Annotated in this window: 17 protein-coding genes; 8 read left to right on the top strand and 9 right to left on the bottom strand. The window is 61.3% G+C overall.

Annotated features, from left to right (window positions below; all coding sequences use genetic code 11):
• Position 1: 1 nt before the first annotated feature.
• Both D6201_RS03400 and D6201_RS03395 read right to left on the bottom strand, forming a co-directional pair.
• Positions 2–625 carry a TadE/TadG family type IV pilus assembly protein gene (locus D6201_RS03400; protein WP_120047513.1) on the bottom strand — a complete coding sequence of 208 codons (624 nt, stop codon included), beginning with the start codon at positions 623–625 and terminating at the stop codon, positions 2–4.
• Positions 622–2,133, bottom strand: coding sequence for a TadE/TadG family type IV pilus assembly protein (locus D6201_RS03395; protein WP_120047511.1), 1,512 nt, complete (start codon positions 2,131–2,133; stop codon positions 622–624). The genes D6201_RS03400 and D6201_RS03395 overlap by 4 nt, the downstream gene beginning before the upstream one ends.
• A gap of 891 nt (positions 2,134–3,024) precedes the next feature.
• Here D6201_RS03395 and D6201_RS03385 point away from each other — a divergent pair.
• Positions 3,025–3,495, top strand: a complete 471-nt coding sequence (locus tag D6201_RS03385) for an EF-hand domain-containing protein (protein ID WP_120047507.1) — start codon at positions 3,025–3,027, stop codon at positions 3,493–3,495.
• Between the two features lies 1 nt (position 3,496).
• Here D6201_RS03385 and trmFO read toward each other — a convergent pair whose 3' ends face one another.
• Positions 3,497–4,864, bottom strand: a complete 1,368-nt coding sequence (trmFO, locus tag D6201_RS03380) for a methylenetetrahydrofolate--tRNA-(uracil(54)-C(5))-methyltransferase (FADH(2)-oxidizing) TrmFO (RefSeq protein WP_120047505.1) — start codon at positions 4,862–4,864, stop codon at positions 3,497–3,499.
• 64 nt (positions 4,865–4,928) lie between these two features.
• Here trmFO and D6201_RS03375 point away from each other — a divergent pair, with 64 nt between their 5' ends.
• Complete coding sequence (locus D6201_RS03375; RefSeq protein ID WP_165853486.1) at positions 4,929–5,624, top strand: lysoplasmalogenase family protein; 696 nt, start codon at positions 4,929–4,931, stop codon at positions 5,622–5,624.
• On the opposite strand, the gene gyrA is transcribed toward D6201_RS03375, so the two are convergent.
• Positions 5,621–8,461 (bottom strand): DNA gyrase subunit A, encoded by a 2,841-nt coding sequence (gene gyrA / locus D6201_RS03370; RefSeq protein WP_120047501.1) that lies wholly within the window; start codon positions 8,459–8,461, stop codon positions 5,621–5,623. The two genes, D6201_RS03375 and gyrA, sit on opposite strands and share 4 nt — an antisense overlap.
• Before the next feature lie 289 nt (positions 8,462–8,750).
• Between gyrA and D6201_RS03365 the strand changes: the two genes are divergently transcribed.
• Both D6201_RS03365 and D6201_RS03360 read left to right on the top strand, forming a co-directional pair.
• Positions 8,751–10,025, top strand: coding sequence for a hypothetical protein (locus D6201_RS03365; RefSeq protein WP_120047499.1), 1,275 nt, complete (start codon positions 8,751–8,753; stop codon positions 10,023–10,025).
• A gap of 107 nt (positions 10,026–10,132) precedes the next feature.
• Positions 10,133–10,978: a DUF2167 domain-containing protein gene (locus tag D6201_RS03360; RefSeq protein ID WP_120047497.1), complete on the top strand. Its 846-nt coding sequence runs from the start codon at positions 10,133–10,135 to the stop codon at positions 10,976–10,978.
• Here the strand turns inward: D6201_RS03360 and ychF are convergent.
• Positions 10,968–12,068 carry a redox-regulated ATPase YchF gene (gene ychF, locus D6201_RS03355; protein WP_120047495.1) on the bottom strand — a complete coding sequence of 367 codons (1,101 nt, stop codon included), beginning with the start codon at positions 12,066–12,068 and terminating at the stop codon, positions 10,968–10,970. The genes D6201_RS03360 and ychF overlap by 11 nt on opposite strands.
• A gap of 124 nt (positions 12,069–12,192) precedes the next feature.
• On the opposite strand from ychF, the gene D6201_RS03350 reads away from it, so the two are divergent.
• Genes D6201_RS03350 through D6201_RS03340 form a run of 3 tightly spaced genes read left to right on the top strand, consistent with a single transcriptional unit; the run spans position 12,193 to position 13,707 of the window.
• The gene (locus D6201_RS03350; protein WP_120047493.1) at positions 12,193–12,435 is read left to right on the top strand and encodes a hypothetical protein; all 243 of its coding nucleotides are present in this window, start codon (positions 12,193–12,195) and stop codon (positions 12,433–12,435) included.
• 36 nt (positions 12,436–12,471) lie between these two features.
• Entirely contained in the window at positions 12,472–13,428 is a 957-nt protein-coding gene (locus D6201_RS03345; RefSeq protein WP_120047491.1) for a tetratricopeptide repeat protein, read from the top strand.
• 39 nt (positions 13,429–13,467) lie between these two features.
• Positions 13,468–13,707: a hypothetical protein gene (locus tag D6201_RS03340; RefSeq protein WP_165853485.1), complete on the top strand. Its 240-nt coding sequence runs from the start codon at positions 13,468–13,470 to the stop codon at positions 13,705–13,707.
• Positions 13,708–13,763: 56 nt separating this feature from the next.
• Here D6201_RS03340 and D6201_RS03335 read toward each other — a convergent pair whose 3' ends face one another.
• A complete protein-coding gene (locus D6201_RS03335) occupies positions 13,764–14,498 on the bottom strand; it encodes a cistern family PEP-CTERM protein (protein WP_242447407.1) in 735 nt (244 codons plus the stop codon).
• A 149-nt stretch (positions 14,499–14,647) separates the two neighbouring features.
• On the opposite strand from D6201_RS03335, the gene D6201_RS03330 reads away from it, so the two are divergent.
• On the top strand, positions 14,648–15,760 hold the full coding sequence (locus D6201_RS03330) for a tetratricopeptide repeat protein (protein WP_120047487.1): 1,113 nt from the start codon (positions 14,648–14,650) through the stop codon (positions 15,758–15,760).
• Here D6201_RS03330 and pth read toward each other — a convergent pair.
• From pth to D6201_RS03315, 3 genes are read right to left on the bottom strand one after another with little or no spacing between them, the layout of a single operon-like run.
• Positions 15,757–16,326 carry an aminoacyl-tRNA hydrolase gene (gene pth / locus D6201_RS03325; RefSeq protein WP_120047485.1) on the bottom strand — a complete coding sequence of 190 codons (570 nt, stop codon included), beginning with the start codon at positions 16,324–16,326 and terminating at the stop codon, positions 15,757–15,759. The two genes, D6201_RS03330 and pth, sit on opposite strands and share 4 nt — an antisense overlap.
• A gap of 12 nt (positions 16,327–16,338) precedes the next feature.
• Positions 16,339–16,764, bottom strand: coding sequence for a hypothetical protein (locus D6201_RS03320; RefSeq protein ID WP_133303929.1), 426 nt, complete (start codon positions 16,762–16,764; stop codon positions 16,339–16,341).
• A complete protein-coding gene (locus D6201_RS03315; protein WP_120047481.1) occupies positions 16,761–17,465 on the bottom strand; it encodes a 50S ribosomal protein L25/general stress protein Ctc in 705 nt (234 codons plus the stop codon). The genes D6201_RS03320 and D6201_RS03315 overlap by 4 nt, the downstream gene beginning before the upstream one ends.
• Between the last annotated feature and the right edge of the window lie 57 nt (positions 17,466–17,522).

Genomic DNA, 17,522 nt, shown 5'->3' with positions numbered 1-17,522 from the left:
GTCACTCTCCGCACACTACCGGGGGTTCGCGCTGGTTATCGTACGGCTGGTTGCGCACAGCAATCTCGGCCTGCATCGTTATTTTCGGAGACACGCCTACATAAGCATGCGCCGGGAAAAGCCGTGGCACGGTGACCGTGACCTGATAGAACGCAACGTCGCTTGCTCCGCCAACGCCAGCGCGCCCCGTATCGCTGTCATGCTGTCCGTTTTCGTTGAGATCCTGGAAACAGTCGTTGTCCCATGAATCGAAAACGCCGTTCTCATTATTGTCGCGCATGAGTTTTTCGGGATTTCGAATTCCGCTGAAGTCATAAAAATTGGAAATTTCGATGTCATATGTCGCTTTTGGCGCAACAATATTGACCTGATCTTTCACCGCATTTTTAATTCGATCTTCCAGAGTGTCGCCCGCTGCAATGAACTCGGGGTCTTCCACACTGGCCCGGCGGGCTGCGTCAGCTAGGGCACCTTGCAGCTGCGTCCGCATGAACGCATGGTGAGCCACGTCCATGCCCGCGATGACAATCGTCAAGAATGGGATGAGAACCATTGCGAATTCGACAGCGGTAGCGCCCGTTTCGTCTTCAAGCATAGCGACGAATTTTTCTTTGAACGCAGTCATCGCGACAGCCTCAGATTACCGATACCTTGCCCGATTGACTCGAAAACGCCCTCTAGATCCGATCCATCGCTGATGTAAAAGTGATCGGCGCTGGTCGCGCAAGGTTCGATGTCATCCGTATCGGTAACATCGAGCGCTATCACCCAAGTGGTGATGCCCATCGATTTGGCCAGGTCACATGTCGAGTGGAACCGGGCAAGATGCTTGCTATTTAGGTCGCCAGAACCCGAAGTGCGGTTTTGATATGCTTCCACACCATGCCCCGAATACAAAGTCGATCCGGTATCAAGCCGTCCATCCGTCATAAATACGATGTGCTGGTTTACCGGCACAGCGCCAATCTCGGTTGGATTTGTGTCGGCCAATAGGCCGGTCCGTGACATCAAGCGCAAACCCCAAAGCATGCCGACGTCATGGTAAGTGCCGCCGGTTACGCGCGAGGTCGCGCTTTTTATCGCGTTGTCGAAGCTTCGTTCGTTGGTGAAAGTCGAAAAGCCTGATGCTCTTGCCGGACAGCCCGTCTGAATCCAGGTGTCTCGGTCATATCTGAGAATATATGCCGCGCCATTCCAATAGCCGTTGTAATGGTGGTGCATTGCCGGGTCGTATCGGCCGAACTGGCGCGCGATATCGTTGTTGCCAGAAGCGTATTCATCGACGTCAGCCCTCGTTACGGAGGCCAAGATGGTTGGAGAACTGCCGCTTTGCCCGCGGCTTGGTCGTTCTTCGATACACCCAGCATCATCTCTGCGAAAAGCGGTCAGTCGCGAACCAGTAGATGATCCGTCGTTTTTCCAACTCGAATCGTCGATGTGCACGCTTTTCGTTGTTGGCCAGCAGTAGTAATCTCTATTGCAATTTCCACCGACGTAGTTTTGGGTGCGAAGGATGTCCTTATTGGCTAGTAGACCGCCAACATTGACCGTGTGAGAATACGGAACAATTGCGTATCGCGTCTGAGAGTTTGGCGCGTCTGCGAGTGCACGGTATAGGCCAAGCGCCCCGTTCTGAAGCAACTCGATCTTCGATTGACCGCCAGCTACTGGGGAATCGGCCATCGAGCCGGTGACGTCGAGAACCAAAGCGATGTCGTTGTGCGCCTCGTCACGCTTTGCTTCGCAGTCGACAGACAAATCCATACTGTCGAAACCAAAAATCTGCATGATAAAGGTAGGAAAGGAAGCAGAAGCACTGCCAAGTAATTCCTGCCTGTCAGAAGGATTCTGCGTGATATTGAATTCGCGGTCGCTCGTTCTGAGGCTCCCTTCGGCAAAGTTGAAGTCGAAAAATTTTCTAGCTTCGCGTTCGGAGGCTGCGGTGAATTCGGTGCCTCTCATGGATTGTCTACCAGCCAGCACAGCGGCATCGCAGGCATTCTGTAGTTTGCCGCGAATGATGTATGCGGCGCCCATGTCGACTGCGCTACCGACCAGCATCATGAGCGGCAAAAAGGCCGCTGCCGACATCATCAATACGTTCCCGCTTTGATCGGAGGCCAGATTCTTCATCCGCCGCCAGCCAAATCGCGTTGATTTTGCGTTGTTCACAGCCCAATCCCTGATAAATCATCGCATGCTTTAGGTGCAGCGAGTAAACAATTCTTGACGCCATATGGTTAAGGCCGACATAATAAATCGTTAGATGGGAACTGGATTTAATTTGGTTGTTTTTCCAATCCTCGACAGAAGTTGACCATGGAAGCAAGAGCGCACAATGAATGGCGCAGAGATAAAGTTGACACCTGATTTGGAGATTGCAGTAGCTTACGCTTCGCCTCGCGACCGATCAGCATTGCAAGCATTGCTCAAACTGGATGCACGCCTCGCTCAGGTGGTGGCTAACGGTGGCGAAGTGTTGATCCGACAAATGCGTCTTGCGTGGTGGCGCGATGCGATGCGAGGGTCTACGATATCTCAGCCTATCAAAGAGCCATTGATGGCTTGTTTAAGCAGCATCTGGAAGGACGACTTGCATGAGCTGGTCGGCCTAGTTGACGGGTGGGAGGCGCTGCTCGAAGAAGCCCTCGATGAGCTCGCGATTGAGAAATTCGTGCTCGGCAGAACGGCGGCGTGGGCTTCTTTTGTCAGTATCGCAAAGATAACCGTTTCGCCTACTACGGTAGAGAGGGCTGTTCGGACTTGGGCCTTGGCTGGCCTCGCTGCGAATGTCGTAAGCCGGTCTGAGCGAGATCGTGTGCTCAGTCTCGCCGCTGTGCATTCAGATTTCGGCATACTACCGCGAAGGTTGCGACCTCTGGCGATATTGGCCGGTTTAGGCAGGAGAGGAATCCGACGCGGTGGCCGTCCCCTCATGGAGGGTAGGGGAGCCGCCCTAAGAGCATTGAAGATTGGGGCTATCGGCCGCTAGAGAAAGTTTTGTAGACGAACGAAAGGCAATTTTTGAAACAGGCGATTCTAGGGGCTGCCCTCACGCTCATTGCCTTAAGCGTGGGCCTGTTCTGGATGCAGGGAAGGGCTCAGGTCGAGCAGGCCGCGCCGCCGCCCGATCCGGATGCACTTGCCGAAGCGGAGGTGGATGATCCCGATGCGCTGCCCAGCGCCGATGTCGCCGACATGGAAGGGCCCGCACCGCCCGAAGCAAGCGAGCTGACCCGCGAACAGCGACGCTTCTTTCGCTACGACCGCAATCGCGATCTGAAGATCACGCGCAATGAAATGCTCTCGACCCGCACCGAAGCGTTCCGCCGGCTCGACAAGGATGGCAACAATCTGCTGACCTTCGAGGAGTGGGCCGTGACCACTGCCACGCGCTTCGACGCGATGGATGGCAATGGCGATCGAGAGCTCACGCAGGGCGAATTCGCCACCAGCCGCCCCACGCCGCGCCGAACCTCCAGCTGCCGCTGCTAACTCAGGCGGGCACACGCTCGCGCAACCGCAGCCATTCGCCGAATTCCGTCTTCGCGCGCGAGGTATAGGCTTCCTTGCGCTGCTTCTTCTTCACCTCGTGCAGCGGTGGGAAAAGCCCGAAATTGACGTTCATGGGCTGGAAGCTACTCGCCTCCGCATCGCCTGTGATGTGCGATAGCAGCGCACCCATCGCCGATGTCCGCGGCGGCGCGCTCCAGTCATCGCCAGCGACTTCACTCGCCGCCATCAGCCCGGCCATGAGGCCGACCGCAGCGCTTTCGACATAGCCTTCGCAGCCGGTGATCTGCCCGGCAAAGCGGATATGCGGCCCCCTGTTCAATCGCAGCTGGCGATCGAGCACGATGGGCGAATTGAGGAAGGTGTTGCGATGCATCCCGCCCAGACGTGCAAACTCGGCATTTTCCAGCCCCGGGATGGTGCGGAAAAGCTCCACTTGCGCGCCGTATTTCATCTTCGTCTGGAAGCCGACCATGTTCCACAGCGTGCCGAGCTTGTTGTCCTGCCGCAGCTGCACGACCGCGTAGGGCCATTTGCCCTGTGGATGCTCTTCGCTCGTATCGTAGGGATTATCGAGGCCGACACCCTTCATCGGGCCGTAGCGCAGGGTCTCGACCCCACGCTCCGCCATCACCTCGATCGGCATGCAACCGTCGAAATAGGGCGTGTTGGCTTCCCATTCCTTGAATTCGCCCTTTTCGGCATCGAGCAAGCCTTGGTGGAAGGCGAGGTACTCCTCCTTCGTCATTGGGCAATTGATGTAGTCGCCATCCTCGTTCGAGGCTTCGGTTCGCTTGTTCCAGCGCGACTGGATCCACGCCTTCGACATGTCGATACTGTCGCGGTGGACGATGGGCGCGATGGCATCGAAGAAAGCGAGGCGGTCCTCACCGGTCGCTTTGACGATGCTGGCGGCAAGCGCGTCGGCGGTGAGCGGACCGGTGGCAACAATGGTGAGGCCGCTCTGCGGCAATTCGGACACCAGCTCGCGCACCAGCTCCACATTCGGGTGCTCCGCCAGCAGTCGCTCGACCTCTGCGCTGAACACGTCCCGGTCCACCGCCATTGCGCTGCCTGCCGGCACACGCGCCTTTTCGCCTGCGCGCATGATTATGCTGTCGAGCCGACGCATCTCGTGATGGAGCAGGCCGACGGCGTTCTTCGTATCGTCATCGCTGCGGAAGGAGTTGGAACACACCATTTCCGCCAGACCGTCCGTCTGGTGCGCCGGCGTGGATCCGCCGCCGCCGCGCATTTCGGAAAGGCGCACCCGCACGCCGCGCTGGGCGAGCTGCCAGGCGGCTTCGCTTCCGGCGAGGCCGCCACCGATAATGTGCACCTGATGGGTCATGGCGGCGCAGATAAGTCGGAAAGCGCGCTGGCGCAATCGCGGGGGCGGCGATAGTGCAGGGCGCATGCCGCGCAGAGCACCCTCAAAGGCACTGGTCGACAAGCGCCCCTACCTCGTCCTGAGCGTCATCGCGGCGCTGGCATTCTACTATATGCGGGTGAGCGCGCTGCCGGAGCTGTATCTCTGGCCGATCAAGGGCAGCGCCTGCGCCTTTCTGGCGATCTATGCCTGGCTACGGCACGGCAGCAGCGATGCGCGACTACTCGCAGCTGCGATGGCCGTCGCCAGCGTGGCCGATATGGCGATCGAATTCGACCTGCGCGTTGGCGCGGGAATATTCGTCATCTTCCATCTCATGATGATCCGGCTCTTCATGCGCCATACGCGCGGACCCGGGAAGGGCGTGGAAAGCGTCATTTTCATCGCGCTTTGCGTTCTGCCGGCGGTGATCGCTTACACCTTTGCCGAGGGGCTCTTCGCCATCGGCGCCGGAGTCTACGGACTTGCGCTCGGCATCATGGCCGCTGCCGCTTGGACGAGCACCTTTCCGCGCGCCAGCGTTGCCGCGGGCGCAATCCTGTTCGTCCTTTCCGACATCCTGATCTTTGCCGGGCTAGGGCCGCTATCGGGAAGCCCGCTGCCCGAATATCTCGTCTGGCCGATCTATTACTTCGGACAATTCCTGATCACCGTCGGCATCGTCACGACGCTGCGCAAGCGCGATCCCGAGCTGAGCGTGATACAGGGCGGGGCGGCCTAGCTCGAGTCGGGCTCGCCCTCAATATCGTTATCCGAATGCGGGGTGGTGTGCGGGGTCGTCTCGTCACCGCCGCCGCGCCGTTCGAGCATCTCCTCGACAACCGCTTCTTCGGCCTCGTTCTCGGGCGATTCGTCCTCGTCTATCAGCGCTGCGCCGACGATGGTCTCACCCTTGGCGACATCGAAGATGCGCACACCCGACGAACCGCGCCCGTAGATCGAAAATCCCTTATGCTCCGCGAACCCGCCATCCACCATGTGGCGAAATTCAATCGGCAGCCGGATCAGCTTTGCCCGGTCAGTGACCAGCATCAGCTGCGAACCATGCTTGACCGGGAAGCTGGCGACGACTGGCCCGTTGCGATCCTTGTCCGAGGGCTCGCCGATATTGGCAAGGCCCTGTCCGCCGCGACCGATGGTGCGATATTCGTAGGCCGATGAGATCTTGCCGTAGCCATTGGCGGTGAGCGTAAGGATGAACTCCTCACGCTCCGCCATTTCCTCCACGGTGTCGGCGTCCAGTGTCACTTCGGCCTCGTTGTTCTTCCACGCAGCGGCGCGCAGATAGGCTTCGCGCGTCTCCATGTCGGCATCCAGCCGGTTGAGCACGGCGAGGCTGACGACTTTGGCGTCCTTCTTCAGCGCCATTCCACGCACGCCGATACCTGTCCGGCTCTTCGTTTCGCGCGCATCGGTGGCGGCGAAGCGGATGGCCTTGCCCGCGTCGGACGCGAGAAAGACTTCCTGGTCCTCGCTCAACAACTCGACGCCGATCAGCCGGTCATTGCTACCCTCGACAAAGCCCATCGCATATTTGCCCGCCGTCGGCACATTGGTGAAGGCATCCATGGAATTACGCCGCACCATGCCCTGCTCGGTGGCAAAGACGATGTTGAGCGCTTCCCAATCGGCTTCGTCCTCCGGCAGCGACAGCACGTTGGTGACACGCTCCTCATCACCGAGTGGCAGCAGATTGACCATCGGCCGTCCCTTCGTCTGCGGCCCCCCTTCGGGCAGTTTCCAGACTTTCAGGCGATAGACGCGGCCGGTATTCGTGAAGAACAACACGGGGTTATGCGTCGACGTTACGAACATTTCGACGACGGCATCCTCGTCCTTCGTCGCCATGCCACTGCGGCCCTTGCCGCCACGCGCCTGCGCCCGGAACGTCGCCAGAGGCGTACGCTTGATATAGCCGGAATGGGTGACGGTGACGACCATCTCCTCCCGCTCGATCAGGTCCTCGTCCTCGATCCCGTCCCAGGCAGGGGCGATTTCGGACATGCGCGGCGTTGCGAACTGGTCGCGCACTTCCTGCAGCTCGTCACGCATCACGCCATAGAGTTTCGCCCGGTCGGCGAGGATCGACAGATAATATTCGATCTGCGTGGCGAGCTCTTTGAGCTCGTCGGCAATCTCGTCCCGGCCAAGCGCGGTCAGGCTGGAAAGGCGCAGGGCAAGGATGGCCTTCACCTGCCGCTCGGAGAGCTGATACGTGCCGCCTTCTTCCGTATCGCTGGGCTCGATGGCTTCCACCAGCGCGATATATTGCGCGATGTCGCCGATGGGCCACTGCTTTGCGAGCAGTTTCTCGCGCGCGAGCTGTGGGTTCGAGGAGCCGCGGATCATCGCCACGACCTCGTCGAGGTTCGACACCGCGACCACCAGGCCGAGTAAGACGTGCGCCCGATCTCGCGCCTTGTTCAGCTCGAACTTGGTGCGGCGGGTGATGACCTGTTCGCGGAACTGGATGAAGGCCTGGATGAAATCGCGCAGCGCCAGCGTTTCCGGCCTGCCGCCGCGGATGGCGAGCATATTGGCGGGGAAGGACGTCTGCGCGGGCGTATGCCGCCACAGCTGGTTGAGCACCACATCGGGCGTCGCATCGCGCTTCAGGTCAATCACCACGCGCACACCGGCGCGGCTGCTTTCGTCGCGAATGTCGGAAATACCTTCGATCCGCTTTTCCTTCGCGGCGTCGGCGATCTTTTCGACCAAACCGGCCTTGCCGACTTGGTAGGGAATGGAAGTGAGGACGATGCTTTCCTTGTCGCCCCGCGCCGTCTCGATTTCATGGCGGCAGCGCATCAGGATCGAACCGCGACCCGTGGTGTAGGCTGAGCGCGCACCGGCCTTGCCGAGGATCAAGGGCGCAGTCGGAAAGTCCGGACCCGGTATGATCTCATGCAGCGCCTCGGACGTGATGCCCGGATCGTCCATGTAGGCAAAGCAGCCGTCGATCACCTCGCCCAGATTGTGCGGCGGGATATTGGTTGCCATGCCAACCGCGATACCGCCCGCGCCATTGACCAGCAGATTCGGGAAGCGGGCCGGCAGGACGGAAGGCTCCTGCTCACTGCCATCGTAATTGTCGACGAAATCGACCGTGTCCTTGTCAAGGTCGCTCAGCAGCGGCTCCGCCGCGCGCGCAAGGCGGCTTTCTGTATAGCGCATGGCCGCCGGCGGATCCGGGTCCATGCTGCCGAAATTGCCTTGGCCATCGATCAGCGGCAGGCGCAGCGACCACGGCTGCACCATCCGGGCGAGCGCATCGTAGATCGCGCTGTCGCCATGCGGGTGATAGCTACCCATCACTTCACCGACGATCTTGGCCGATTTTCGATAGGGCCGTGACGCCGTGTATCCGCCGACCTGCGCGGCGTAGAGAATGCGGCGATGGACCGGCTTCAGCCCGTCGCGCACATCCGGCAGCGCGCGGCTGACGATCACGCTCATCGCGTAATCGAGATAGCTGGTCTTCATCTCATCGACGATGTCGATGCGGCCGTATTGTTCAGGGCCCTGGTCGGGCGCGGGAATGTTGCTTTCGTCGCTCACTGAACGGGTGTTTCCGTGGCTGCCAATTTCATATCTGGAAGGGTAGGGGACGGGCGCAAGCGGCGCCAGTTGCGCGGAATGCGATTCGCCCCGAATTGCGTGCTTTTCCACACTTGCGGCACTTCGACCGCCGACGCCTCATGAACAGGGCTGGCAGACGCGTTAAATCGCCATTCAGCGGCGATTTTGTAGGAAAGATGGGCAATCTCGGGCGTTACAGACCCATACGCCCCGGAACGACGCGTTCGCGAAAGCGGACGTGCCATGAAGCTTTCAGGAGAACATATTGATGTACCGTGCTTTCCTTTCCGTTCGCCGGAAATCCTCGCACCTTGCACTCGCCATCGCGCTGGCCACTGGCGGCGCTGTCGCTTCCGCTGCCTATGCCCCTGCCGCGATCGCGCAGGAAGACCGCGACTTTTCCGAAGCCTTTGCAGCTGCATATCAGCCCGTTGCCGACATGGTGACGAATGAAACGCCGGACTGGCAGGGTGCGCGGGCGCGCGTCGATGCGGTGATCGCATCGGCCAGTACGCCGGACGATCTGTTCGTCGTCGGCAATCTTGCTCAGGCGATCGGTCAGAACATGCAGGACGCGGGCCTTCGTCAACGCGGTATCCAGTTGATGTTGCAGAGTGGAAAGCTGCCTGCTGCAGACATCCCGCGCTATCACTATTACAACGCGCAATTCGCCTTCAACGCGGGCGATTATGCCGCCGCGCGGACTGCGCTCGATGCGGCGGTTGCTGCGGGTTACGTCGATGCGGACAGTGATCCGGCGAACGACCCGGCATATATCTACGCGCAGAGCTACGCCGCTGAGGAAAACTTCCCGGCGTCCATCGCTTACCTTTCGCAGGAGGCCGAACGCAGGCTCGCCGCTGGTCAGCCTGTACCGGAGCGTTGGCTGCTGCGCGCCCTGCAGGACAGCTACGACAACGATCTTCGCAATGAAGCCGTGACGGTCTCGCAGCTTCTGCTCCGCAATAACAACGCCCAGCAGAACTGGACCAATGCGCTGCAGGTCGTCCGTGCTCTGTATGAGTTCCAGCCTGCCACGCGGGTCGATCTTTACCGCCTGATGGATGCGACTGGCACGATCTCGAGCTCGCAGGAATATTTCAATTTCGCCGACGATCTCGATCCGCGCATCATGGGTAGCGAAGTGCTCGCCGTCCTGCAGCGCGGTGTCGATAGCGGCGTCATCGACGCGGGCGATGCCTATCTGGTCGAGCTGCGTGGCATTGCCACGCCGCGCGCCGCGGGCGACCGCAGTGAGGTGAACGACTATATCAGCGAAGCCGAAAGCGGCGATGCGCGAACCGCCTTCAGCACCGGTGACGTGCTCTACTCGCTCGAGCGCTACGACGATGCGGAGCGTTTCTACCAATTGGCGCTCGATCGCGGTTTTGACGCCGACGCTGCGCGCCTGCGACTGGGAATCGCGCAGACGCAGCAGGGCAATTACACTGCTGCCAAAGCGAATTTCGAGCAGATTGCCGGTGAGCGTGATCCGATCGCCAAACTCTGGGCGGCATACGCCGACACGATGATGAACCAGTAACTCTGCGACTTACGATTGCGAACGGCGCGGGAAGGCATTCTGCTTTCTCGCGCCGTTTCTTTTTTTGCCCAACCGGATCGAAAGGATTGGGCGTTAAGCGGCACGGCATGATCCGTCTGATCGCTGCCTTCCTTTTGCTGCTATGGCCGCAAGCGTTGCTTGCGCAAGATCGCGTCGTGCCACTCTCCGCGGCGGATGCGCGGATCGCATTGGGGCCGGATTTGCGCTTCCTGCCGCCAGCCGACGCAAGGCGCATCGTCGTCGATTTGTGGGAAAATCCTTCGACCGAAGCCGACGACATACTCGGCATGATCGTACCCGAAAGTGCCGATGCCAAATCGCCGGAATGGGGTGCGGTCATTCGGTGGGAGCCGATCGGACATGTCGCGGCGGACACTGCGCGAGAGGCGGATTACGACGCATTGATGGACGAGATGCAGGCGCAGGTCCGCGCGCAGAACGATAAACGGCGCGAAGACGGCTATACGCCTGTGCAATTGCTCGGCTGGGCCGAGCGCCCTTCATATGACAGCGTATCCAACACCGTGACCTGGGCGCGCGAACTGCGCTTTTTCGATGGCGGGGAGAACACGCTGCATTATAATGTGCGCATACTTGGTCGATATGGCGTTCTGAGCATGAATATCGTCGCGCCGATGGACCGCCTTGCGGAGGTGTCAACCGTGGCCAAGCAGCTTTCCGAGCGCACGGAATTTGTCCCGGGTGCGCGCTACGCCGATTTCGATGCCGAGCGGGACGAGGTCGCCGGCTATGGCGTCGCCGGCCTCGTCGCGACCGGGGTCGGTGTTGCGGTGGCGAAGAATGCAGGCGTGTTCGCAGTGATCGCCAAGCTGCTTCAGCCGCTCGGTATCGCGCTACTGGTGTTGGCGGCCGCCCTCGCCGTCCCATTCAGGCGGTGGTTCGGTACGAAGGACCGGGCCGTTAAACGTTGAACTTGAACAGCATCACGTCACCATCCTGCACGACGTATTCCTTGCCCTCCTGCCGCAATTTGCCAGCGTCTTTTGCGGGAGTTTCACCGCCCAGCGACACATAGTCGTCATAAGCGATGGTTTCGGCGCGGATGAAGCCTTTCTCGAAATCGGTGTGGATCTCGCCAGCGGCTTGCGGCGCCTTGGCACCTTCGGGAAAGGTCCAGGCGCGAGCTTCCTTAGGCCCGGCAGTGAAGAAGGTCTGCAGGCCAAGCAGGCGGTAACCGGCACGAATAACGCGGGCGAGGCCACTTTCCTCAAGGCCCAGCTCGGCGAGATATTCGGCGCGCTCGCTTTCGTCCATCGCCACCAGCTCCGCCTCGATCGCAGCGGATACGACAACGGCCTGGGCGCCTTCGGCTTCAGCCTTCTCGAATACCCGCGCGGACAGGGCATTGCCCTCGGCCGCATCCTCCTCCGCGACATTGCATACATAGAGCACGGGCTTCGCCGTCAGCAGCTGCGCCTGGCGAAGCAGGCGCACTTCCTCGTCATCCTTCGGCTCGGTGAGGCGCGCGGGCTTGCCGTCACGCAGCAATTCGAGCGCCTGCCCGAGCACGCTGGCCAGCGCCTTGGCCTCCTTGTCGCCCGCCGTCGCGCGCTTGGCGGCATTGTCGACACGCTTTTCGAGGCTCTCGAGATCGGCGAGCATCAATTCCGTCTCGACAACCTCCGCATCGGCGATCGGGTCGACATGGTTGGCGACATGCTGGATATCGTCATCCTCGAAGCACCGAAGAACATGAACAATCGCGTCCACCTCCCTGATATTGCCGAGAAACTGGTTGCCGAGCCCTTCGCCCGCGCTGGCTCCTTTCACGAGCCCCGCAATATCGACGAAGCCAAGCTGCGTGTGCACGATCTTGGCACTCTGCGCGATACCGGCAATCTTCTCCAGCCGTTCGTCCGGCACGGCGACCTGGCCGACATTGGGTTCGATCGTGCAGAACGGATAATTCGCCGCCTGCGCCGCCTGCGTTTCGGTGAGCGCGTTGAAGAGGGTGGACTTGCCGACATTGGGCAGGCCGACGATCCCGCAGCGAAATCCCATGACTGTGTGCCTTTTTGCGTGAATGTAATTTGCTGCGCGCGCCCTAGCCGCCGCGGCGACGCTAGGGAAGGGGTTGGCGCACTGGTAAACCGGTTCTCAACGCTCTTGCCCTAGCGGCGATGAGATGTTTGCAAGATCGCGCATCCTGCTCGGCACGGCACTGGCGCTTTCGCTCGCCGCCTGCGGACTTTCGCCGGCGGAGCGGATGGAGCGCGCGGAAGCGGCCTATGCCGAAAATCGCTTCACCGAGGCGCGCCTCGATCTCGCCAGTATCCTGGAAGAAGATGCGAACGATATTGCCGCGCTGGAAATGCTGGCGCGCGTGCAACTGCAGCTCGGCGATGGCGAGGGGGCCGCCTCTTCATAAGCAAGGCTGCATGACCTCGGAGCCACTCTCGAAGACATGGCGCAGCTGTCTGCCGAGGCCGATTTGCTGCGGGGGCGTTTCGAGCAGGCGCTTGCGACCGCGGATAGGGTTCGCGACGCGAACGGCGCGCGCATCGCGGCGCTCGCGCATATCGGATTGGAAGATCTCCGATCGGCGCAGGCGGCATTCGAAGAGGGTTTGCGCCGCAGCGGTGACAGATCACGTCTTTTGGCCGATTATGCGATATTTCTGCTGGAAGCTGGTGACAGCGATGCCGCCCGGCGTCTCGCAGGCCAGGCTCTTGATATCGACCCCGACGGACTCGATCCGCTGTTTGCCAATGCGCGCGTCGCACAGGCACGCGGCAATCTCTCCGATGCGCTACGCTTCTACGAGGTCGCAGCGGAGGTTTGGCCCGAGAGCCGCGCGGCGCTGCTTGGTCGGATCGGCATGCTTGGCGAACTCGGGCGCACACGGGAAGCGCGCCCCCTGATCGATGCCTTCGTGCAGCGCGCACCGGGCGATCCAGACGCACTTTACCTGCAAGCGCGCCTGGCGGCGGAGGACAATGACTGGCGCGCCGTGCGCAGCTACCTCCAGCCGATCGAGGGGCGCGAGGATGCGCGCATGCAGATGCTCTACGCCCGCGCCCTGATCGAGCTCGACCTGCCGGAGCAGGCGATGCCACGATTGCAGGCGCAGCTTCGCCGGTATCCGGACCGTGCCGTGGCGCGCCGCCTTCTCGCGCGCGCGCAGCTTGAAAGCGGGCAGAGCGCGGCAGCCTATGCGACGATCCGACCCCTGGCGACCAGCCCACGCGGCACATCGCAGGACCTTGCCATTTTCACGAGCGCAGCGCGCACATCGGGTCAGCCTTCACAAGTCGAGGAGGCGCTGGAGCGTGCACCGGCGGCGGAGCGTCTGGGCACTCTACTGGCCGCAGGCGACGCCGCGCTTCGTGAACAGAATTGGCGCGCCGCAATCGACGCATAAGAAGAGCTGCGCCGCTGGACGGGCGACAGCAATGCGATAGTGCTGAACAATCTCGCCTATGCCCGCAGTAGGGCGGGCGAGATGGAGGAGGCGATCCGCGTTGCGGAAGCCGCCTTGGCGCTTGCGCCCGATCATCCCAGCGTCATGGACACGGCAGGATGGCTTCTGGTGCAGAGCGGACGCGACAGATCTCGAGGATTGCTTCTTCTGGAGCGCGCGGCGAAGCTGGCGCCCGACAATCCGGTCATCGCCAGGCATCTGGCCGAAGCGCAAGGCTGAACGAGAAGGAGCGCCGCCCCTTCGGACGACGCCCCCGTTTGATCAGTTCGCGCTTCTCAGGCGTAAGCAGGTTTCGCCAGCTGACGCCACCGCCGGACGAAACCCAGCGAAGCCAGAGCCAGAGCGAGCAGGCCGAGCATACCCGGTGCCGGAACCGGTGTGCCGGTGGTGGTCGTGCCGCCCGGAGGCATGTCGCTTGTCAGTGTCTGACCGCCCGTGGCCGAAGTCACGTGACCGGCCCCGGTGATGCCTTGATATCGCACGAAGAAATCGCTCAGCGTGATTTCGGTCTCGTCTTGATCGAAGAACAGGTTCAGCATGCCGGCCCCGGTGCTGCCTTCCGACACGCCGCCGCCATTCGAGCACGAGCCGCTGTTGCGGGCCTTGAAGCAGACATCGACATTGCCGACCTGGTTCGGATAACGCGGATCGCTTCCCCGGCCGTCGGCGACGAAGGCGAAGCTGTAGGCCCCGGTGACGCTGGCGCCTGAAATGTCCGGATCGACATTGAACGCGAAGCTCGAAATGTTCGAAGTCAGGCCGTTGCCGGTCGTGTTCTGCACTTCGTAAGAGAAAGTGTAACGATCGCCGGTGACTTCATCCAGCGTCAGCAAAAGCGTGCTGGTGAGGTTGTCGACGACGCCGCTGCTATTCCCGGAAAACCCGTTCAGATCGATCTGGAACGTGTCGCCGATATTGCCGCTATCGAGTGTGATCGGATCCGCATGCGCGGGCGCCGCGATGGCGAGGGTCGCGATGGTTGCGAGGGCAGTGGCGAGTTTCTTCATCATTCGTGATCTCGAAGACATTTGCTTGATGCGATGTTAAGCAAGCGTCTTGCCAATCCCGAAATTCCGCCGTTTCTTTCGCCGAATGCCGTGCCGCATGTTAAGATTCTCGACGTTTCACGAAAGATTGAGGGTTTGCAGTTAAACGGCGGATGATGCTCCGTGTGCTGAAACTGCGTCTGGCGTTCGCCGCTTTCGTGCTGCCTTTGGCTGCGTGCTCCGGCGATCCGCTCGATGGCGCGAGAGATGCGTTCGCGGCGCAGGACTATGCCGAAGCGAGGCAACAAGCTCTTGCCGCTGTGAAGGCAGATGGCGCAAATGGCGAAGCACTGCTTTTGCTGGCGCAGGCCAATATCGCGATGGGGCAGGGGGCGGATGCTCTTGCGGCGCTGGACAGATTGAAAGACCCCGACGCGGCGTCGCCACAAGGCACGCTGATCCGCGCAGAAGCGTTATTGCAGGCGGGCAATCGGGAGGACGCGCTCGAACTCTTGGCAGATCTTGACAGTGCCGAGGCCTGGCGGCTGCGGGCGTTGGCAGCGCAGATGGCGGGTGACGACCGTGCGGCGGCGGACGCCTTTCGCGAGGGCACGATGGCGGCTGGCGATCGCAGCAAGCTGTTCACAGCTGCAGCCAGCTTTTACCTCGCGCGTGGGGATACCCCTGCGGCGAGGCGTGCGATTGGGGAAGCTCAGCGCCTCTCACCAGGCAGTATCGAAACGCTATTCGTTTCTGCGCGCCTCGCACAGCTGGACGACAAGCCCGAACTTGCTGCGCGTGCCTATCTTGCGATCCTCGAACGCGACCCGACCGACAGGCCGGCTTTGCTTGGTGCCATTCGTGAACTGGATAAGCTCGGCAGGCTCGACCTGATCACGCCACTGATCCAGCGCGGGCGCCGCACCTATCCCGCCGATATCGATTTCGTTTATCTCGCGGCGAGCCTCGAGGCCTTCAAAGGCAGATGGCAGGCTGCGAGAGACCTGCTGCAGAACCACGAGAGTGCGGTCGCCGATCACGAAGACGCGCGGGGTCTGTATGGTGAGGCGTTACTCAATGTCGGGCAGGTGGAGCAGGCGCGGGCGATGATCGCTCCGCTGCATCGCCGACATCCGGATAATGCCGCTTATGCCCGCCTGCTGACGCGCATCCTGCTCGAAAGCGGCGAAGTGGCTGCCGCTCGCCGCACGATTGCGCCCTTCGCCAGTCGCAGCGGTGCGGAGGCCATAGACCGCGAACTCGCCGCCCGCGCGGCGCGCGGCTAGTCCTGCATTCGCAAGGCAACGTCGCTCATGAAGCGCGCGTCGTCGCCCTTGGCCAACCATTCCGCTTCCGCTCCCACGGCCGCGAGCATGTCGGTCAATCCGTCCATCTCCGCCTTGGCGTAATTGCCGAGGACATGGCCGTGCACACGGTCCTTATGACCTGGATGCCCGATGCCGAGGCGGACGCGGCGGAAGTCTGCGCCGCAATGCTGGTCGATGCTGCGAAGGCCATTGTGACCCGCATGGCCGCCACCGCGCTTCACCTTCACCTTGAACGGTGCGAGGTCGAGCTCATCGTGAAACACGGTTAGCGCATCTATCGGCAACTTGTAGAAGCGCATCGCTTCCCCGACCGCGCGCCCGCTTTCATTCATGAAGGTGCCGGGCTTCAGCAGCAGCACCTTTGCGCTGCCGATACGGCCTTCTTGAAACCATCCGGCAAACTTTTTCTGCACCGGGCCGAATTCGTGCATGTCGGCAATGAGGTCGCACGTTATGAAACCGACATTGTGCCGGTGCATCGCGTAACGCGGACCGGGATTTCCGAGGCCAACCCAAAGCTGCATGGCGCATCCGCCCTATTGCCGGGGGGAGGGAACCTGCTCGCTTGTCGCAGACAGCAGGTTGGCGACAGAAACGTAAAAGCTGGTGCAGACATTGGCGAAGGCGTCGCGCTGCTCAGCCGACGCCGCATCCAGCTCGGTCCGTGCGCTCTGAAATTGCGAAACGGCCTCGGCGGAGGAATAGTGGCTGATCCGTCCCGCATAGAAGGCAGAGATGATCGTCAGATTGTTGACGAATTCGGCGCGCTGCTCCGTTGGCAGAGTCGCATTGGCGAGAAAGGCCGATCTGCGTTGCTGCAGCAGCACGTAGCACTGAAAATCCTGCGGATCGGCCGGAAGGATCCGCGTCTGTTGGGCGGCGGCGATCGGGGCTGGCGCAGCGATGCTGGCCAGCCCCGATGCCAGAGCCGTGGCGGCTGCCATGGCTCGGTGAGCGATCACTCGCTCTTGTCTTCCTGCTCCTGCGCGGCATCGGCGTCGGGGCCCTGCTCGGTCGCAGCGGTTTCGCCCGGCTCCATGCCTTCGCCCGTCAGATCTTCCTCACCCTCGGCCGCTTCGCCTTCCGCACGCTTCAGAGCGGACGGTGCGACGATGGTGGCGATGGTGAAGTCACGGTCGGTAATCGCACTCTCGGCGCCATCGGGCAGGCTGACGGCACTGATGTGGATCGAGTCGCCGACTTCCAGACCCGTGACGTCGATTTCGATCTGGCTGGGGATCTTGTCCGCTTCGCAATCCAGTTCGAGTTCGTGACGCACGACGTTGAGAACGCCGCCCTTTTTCAGACCGGGGCTTTCTTCTTCGTTCACGAACACCACCGGGATGTTCACGACGATCTTGGAGCCCTTGGCAAGACGATAGAAGTCCACGTGAATCGGGCGATCCTTCACCGGGTCCAGCGCCACGTCCTTGGGCAGCGTGCGGTGGGTCTTGCCATCGATATCGATCATGACGATGGAGTTCATGAAATGGCCGGTCATCAGATTCCGGACCAGCTCCTTCTCCTCGACATGGATCGGGGTGGGTTCTTCCTTGCCGCCGTAGATCACGGCGGGAATGCGGCCTTCGCGACGAAGTGCTCGGGAGGCTCCCTTGCCAGCCCTTTCGCGCAGGTCGGCCGACAGTTTCAGAGCATCGCTCATAAGTCTTGCCTTTCAAAAGATTGGATACGCAACCCGCCGCGCCTCCAGGGATGACCA

This window comes from Aurantiacibacter aquimixticola (assembly GCF_003605475.1).
Taxonomy (GTDB): domain Bacteria; phylum Pseudomonadota; class Alphaproteobacteria; order Sphingomonadales; family Sphingomonadaceae; genus Alteraurantiacibacter; species Alteraurantiacibacter aquimixticola_B.
The sequence above is the reverse complement of the archived record's forward strand: the minus strand, read 5'-3'. Positions and strand labels throughout refer to the sequence as shown.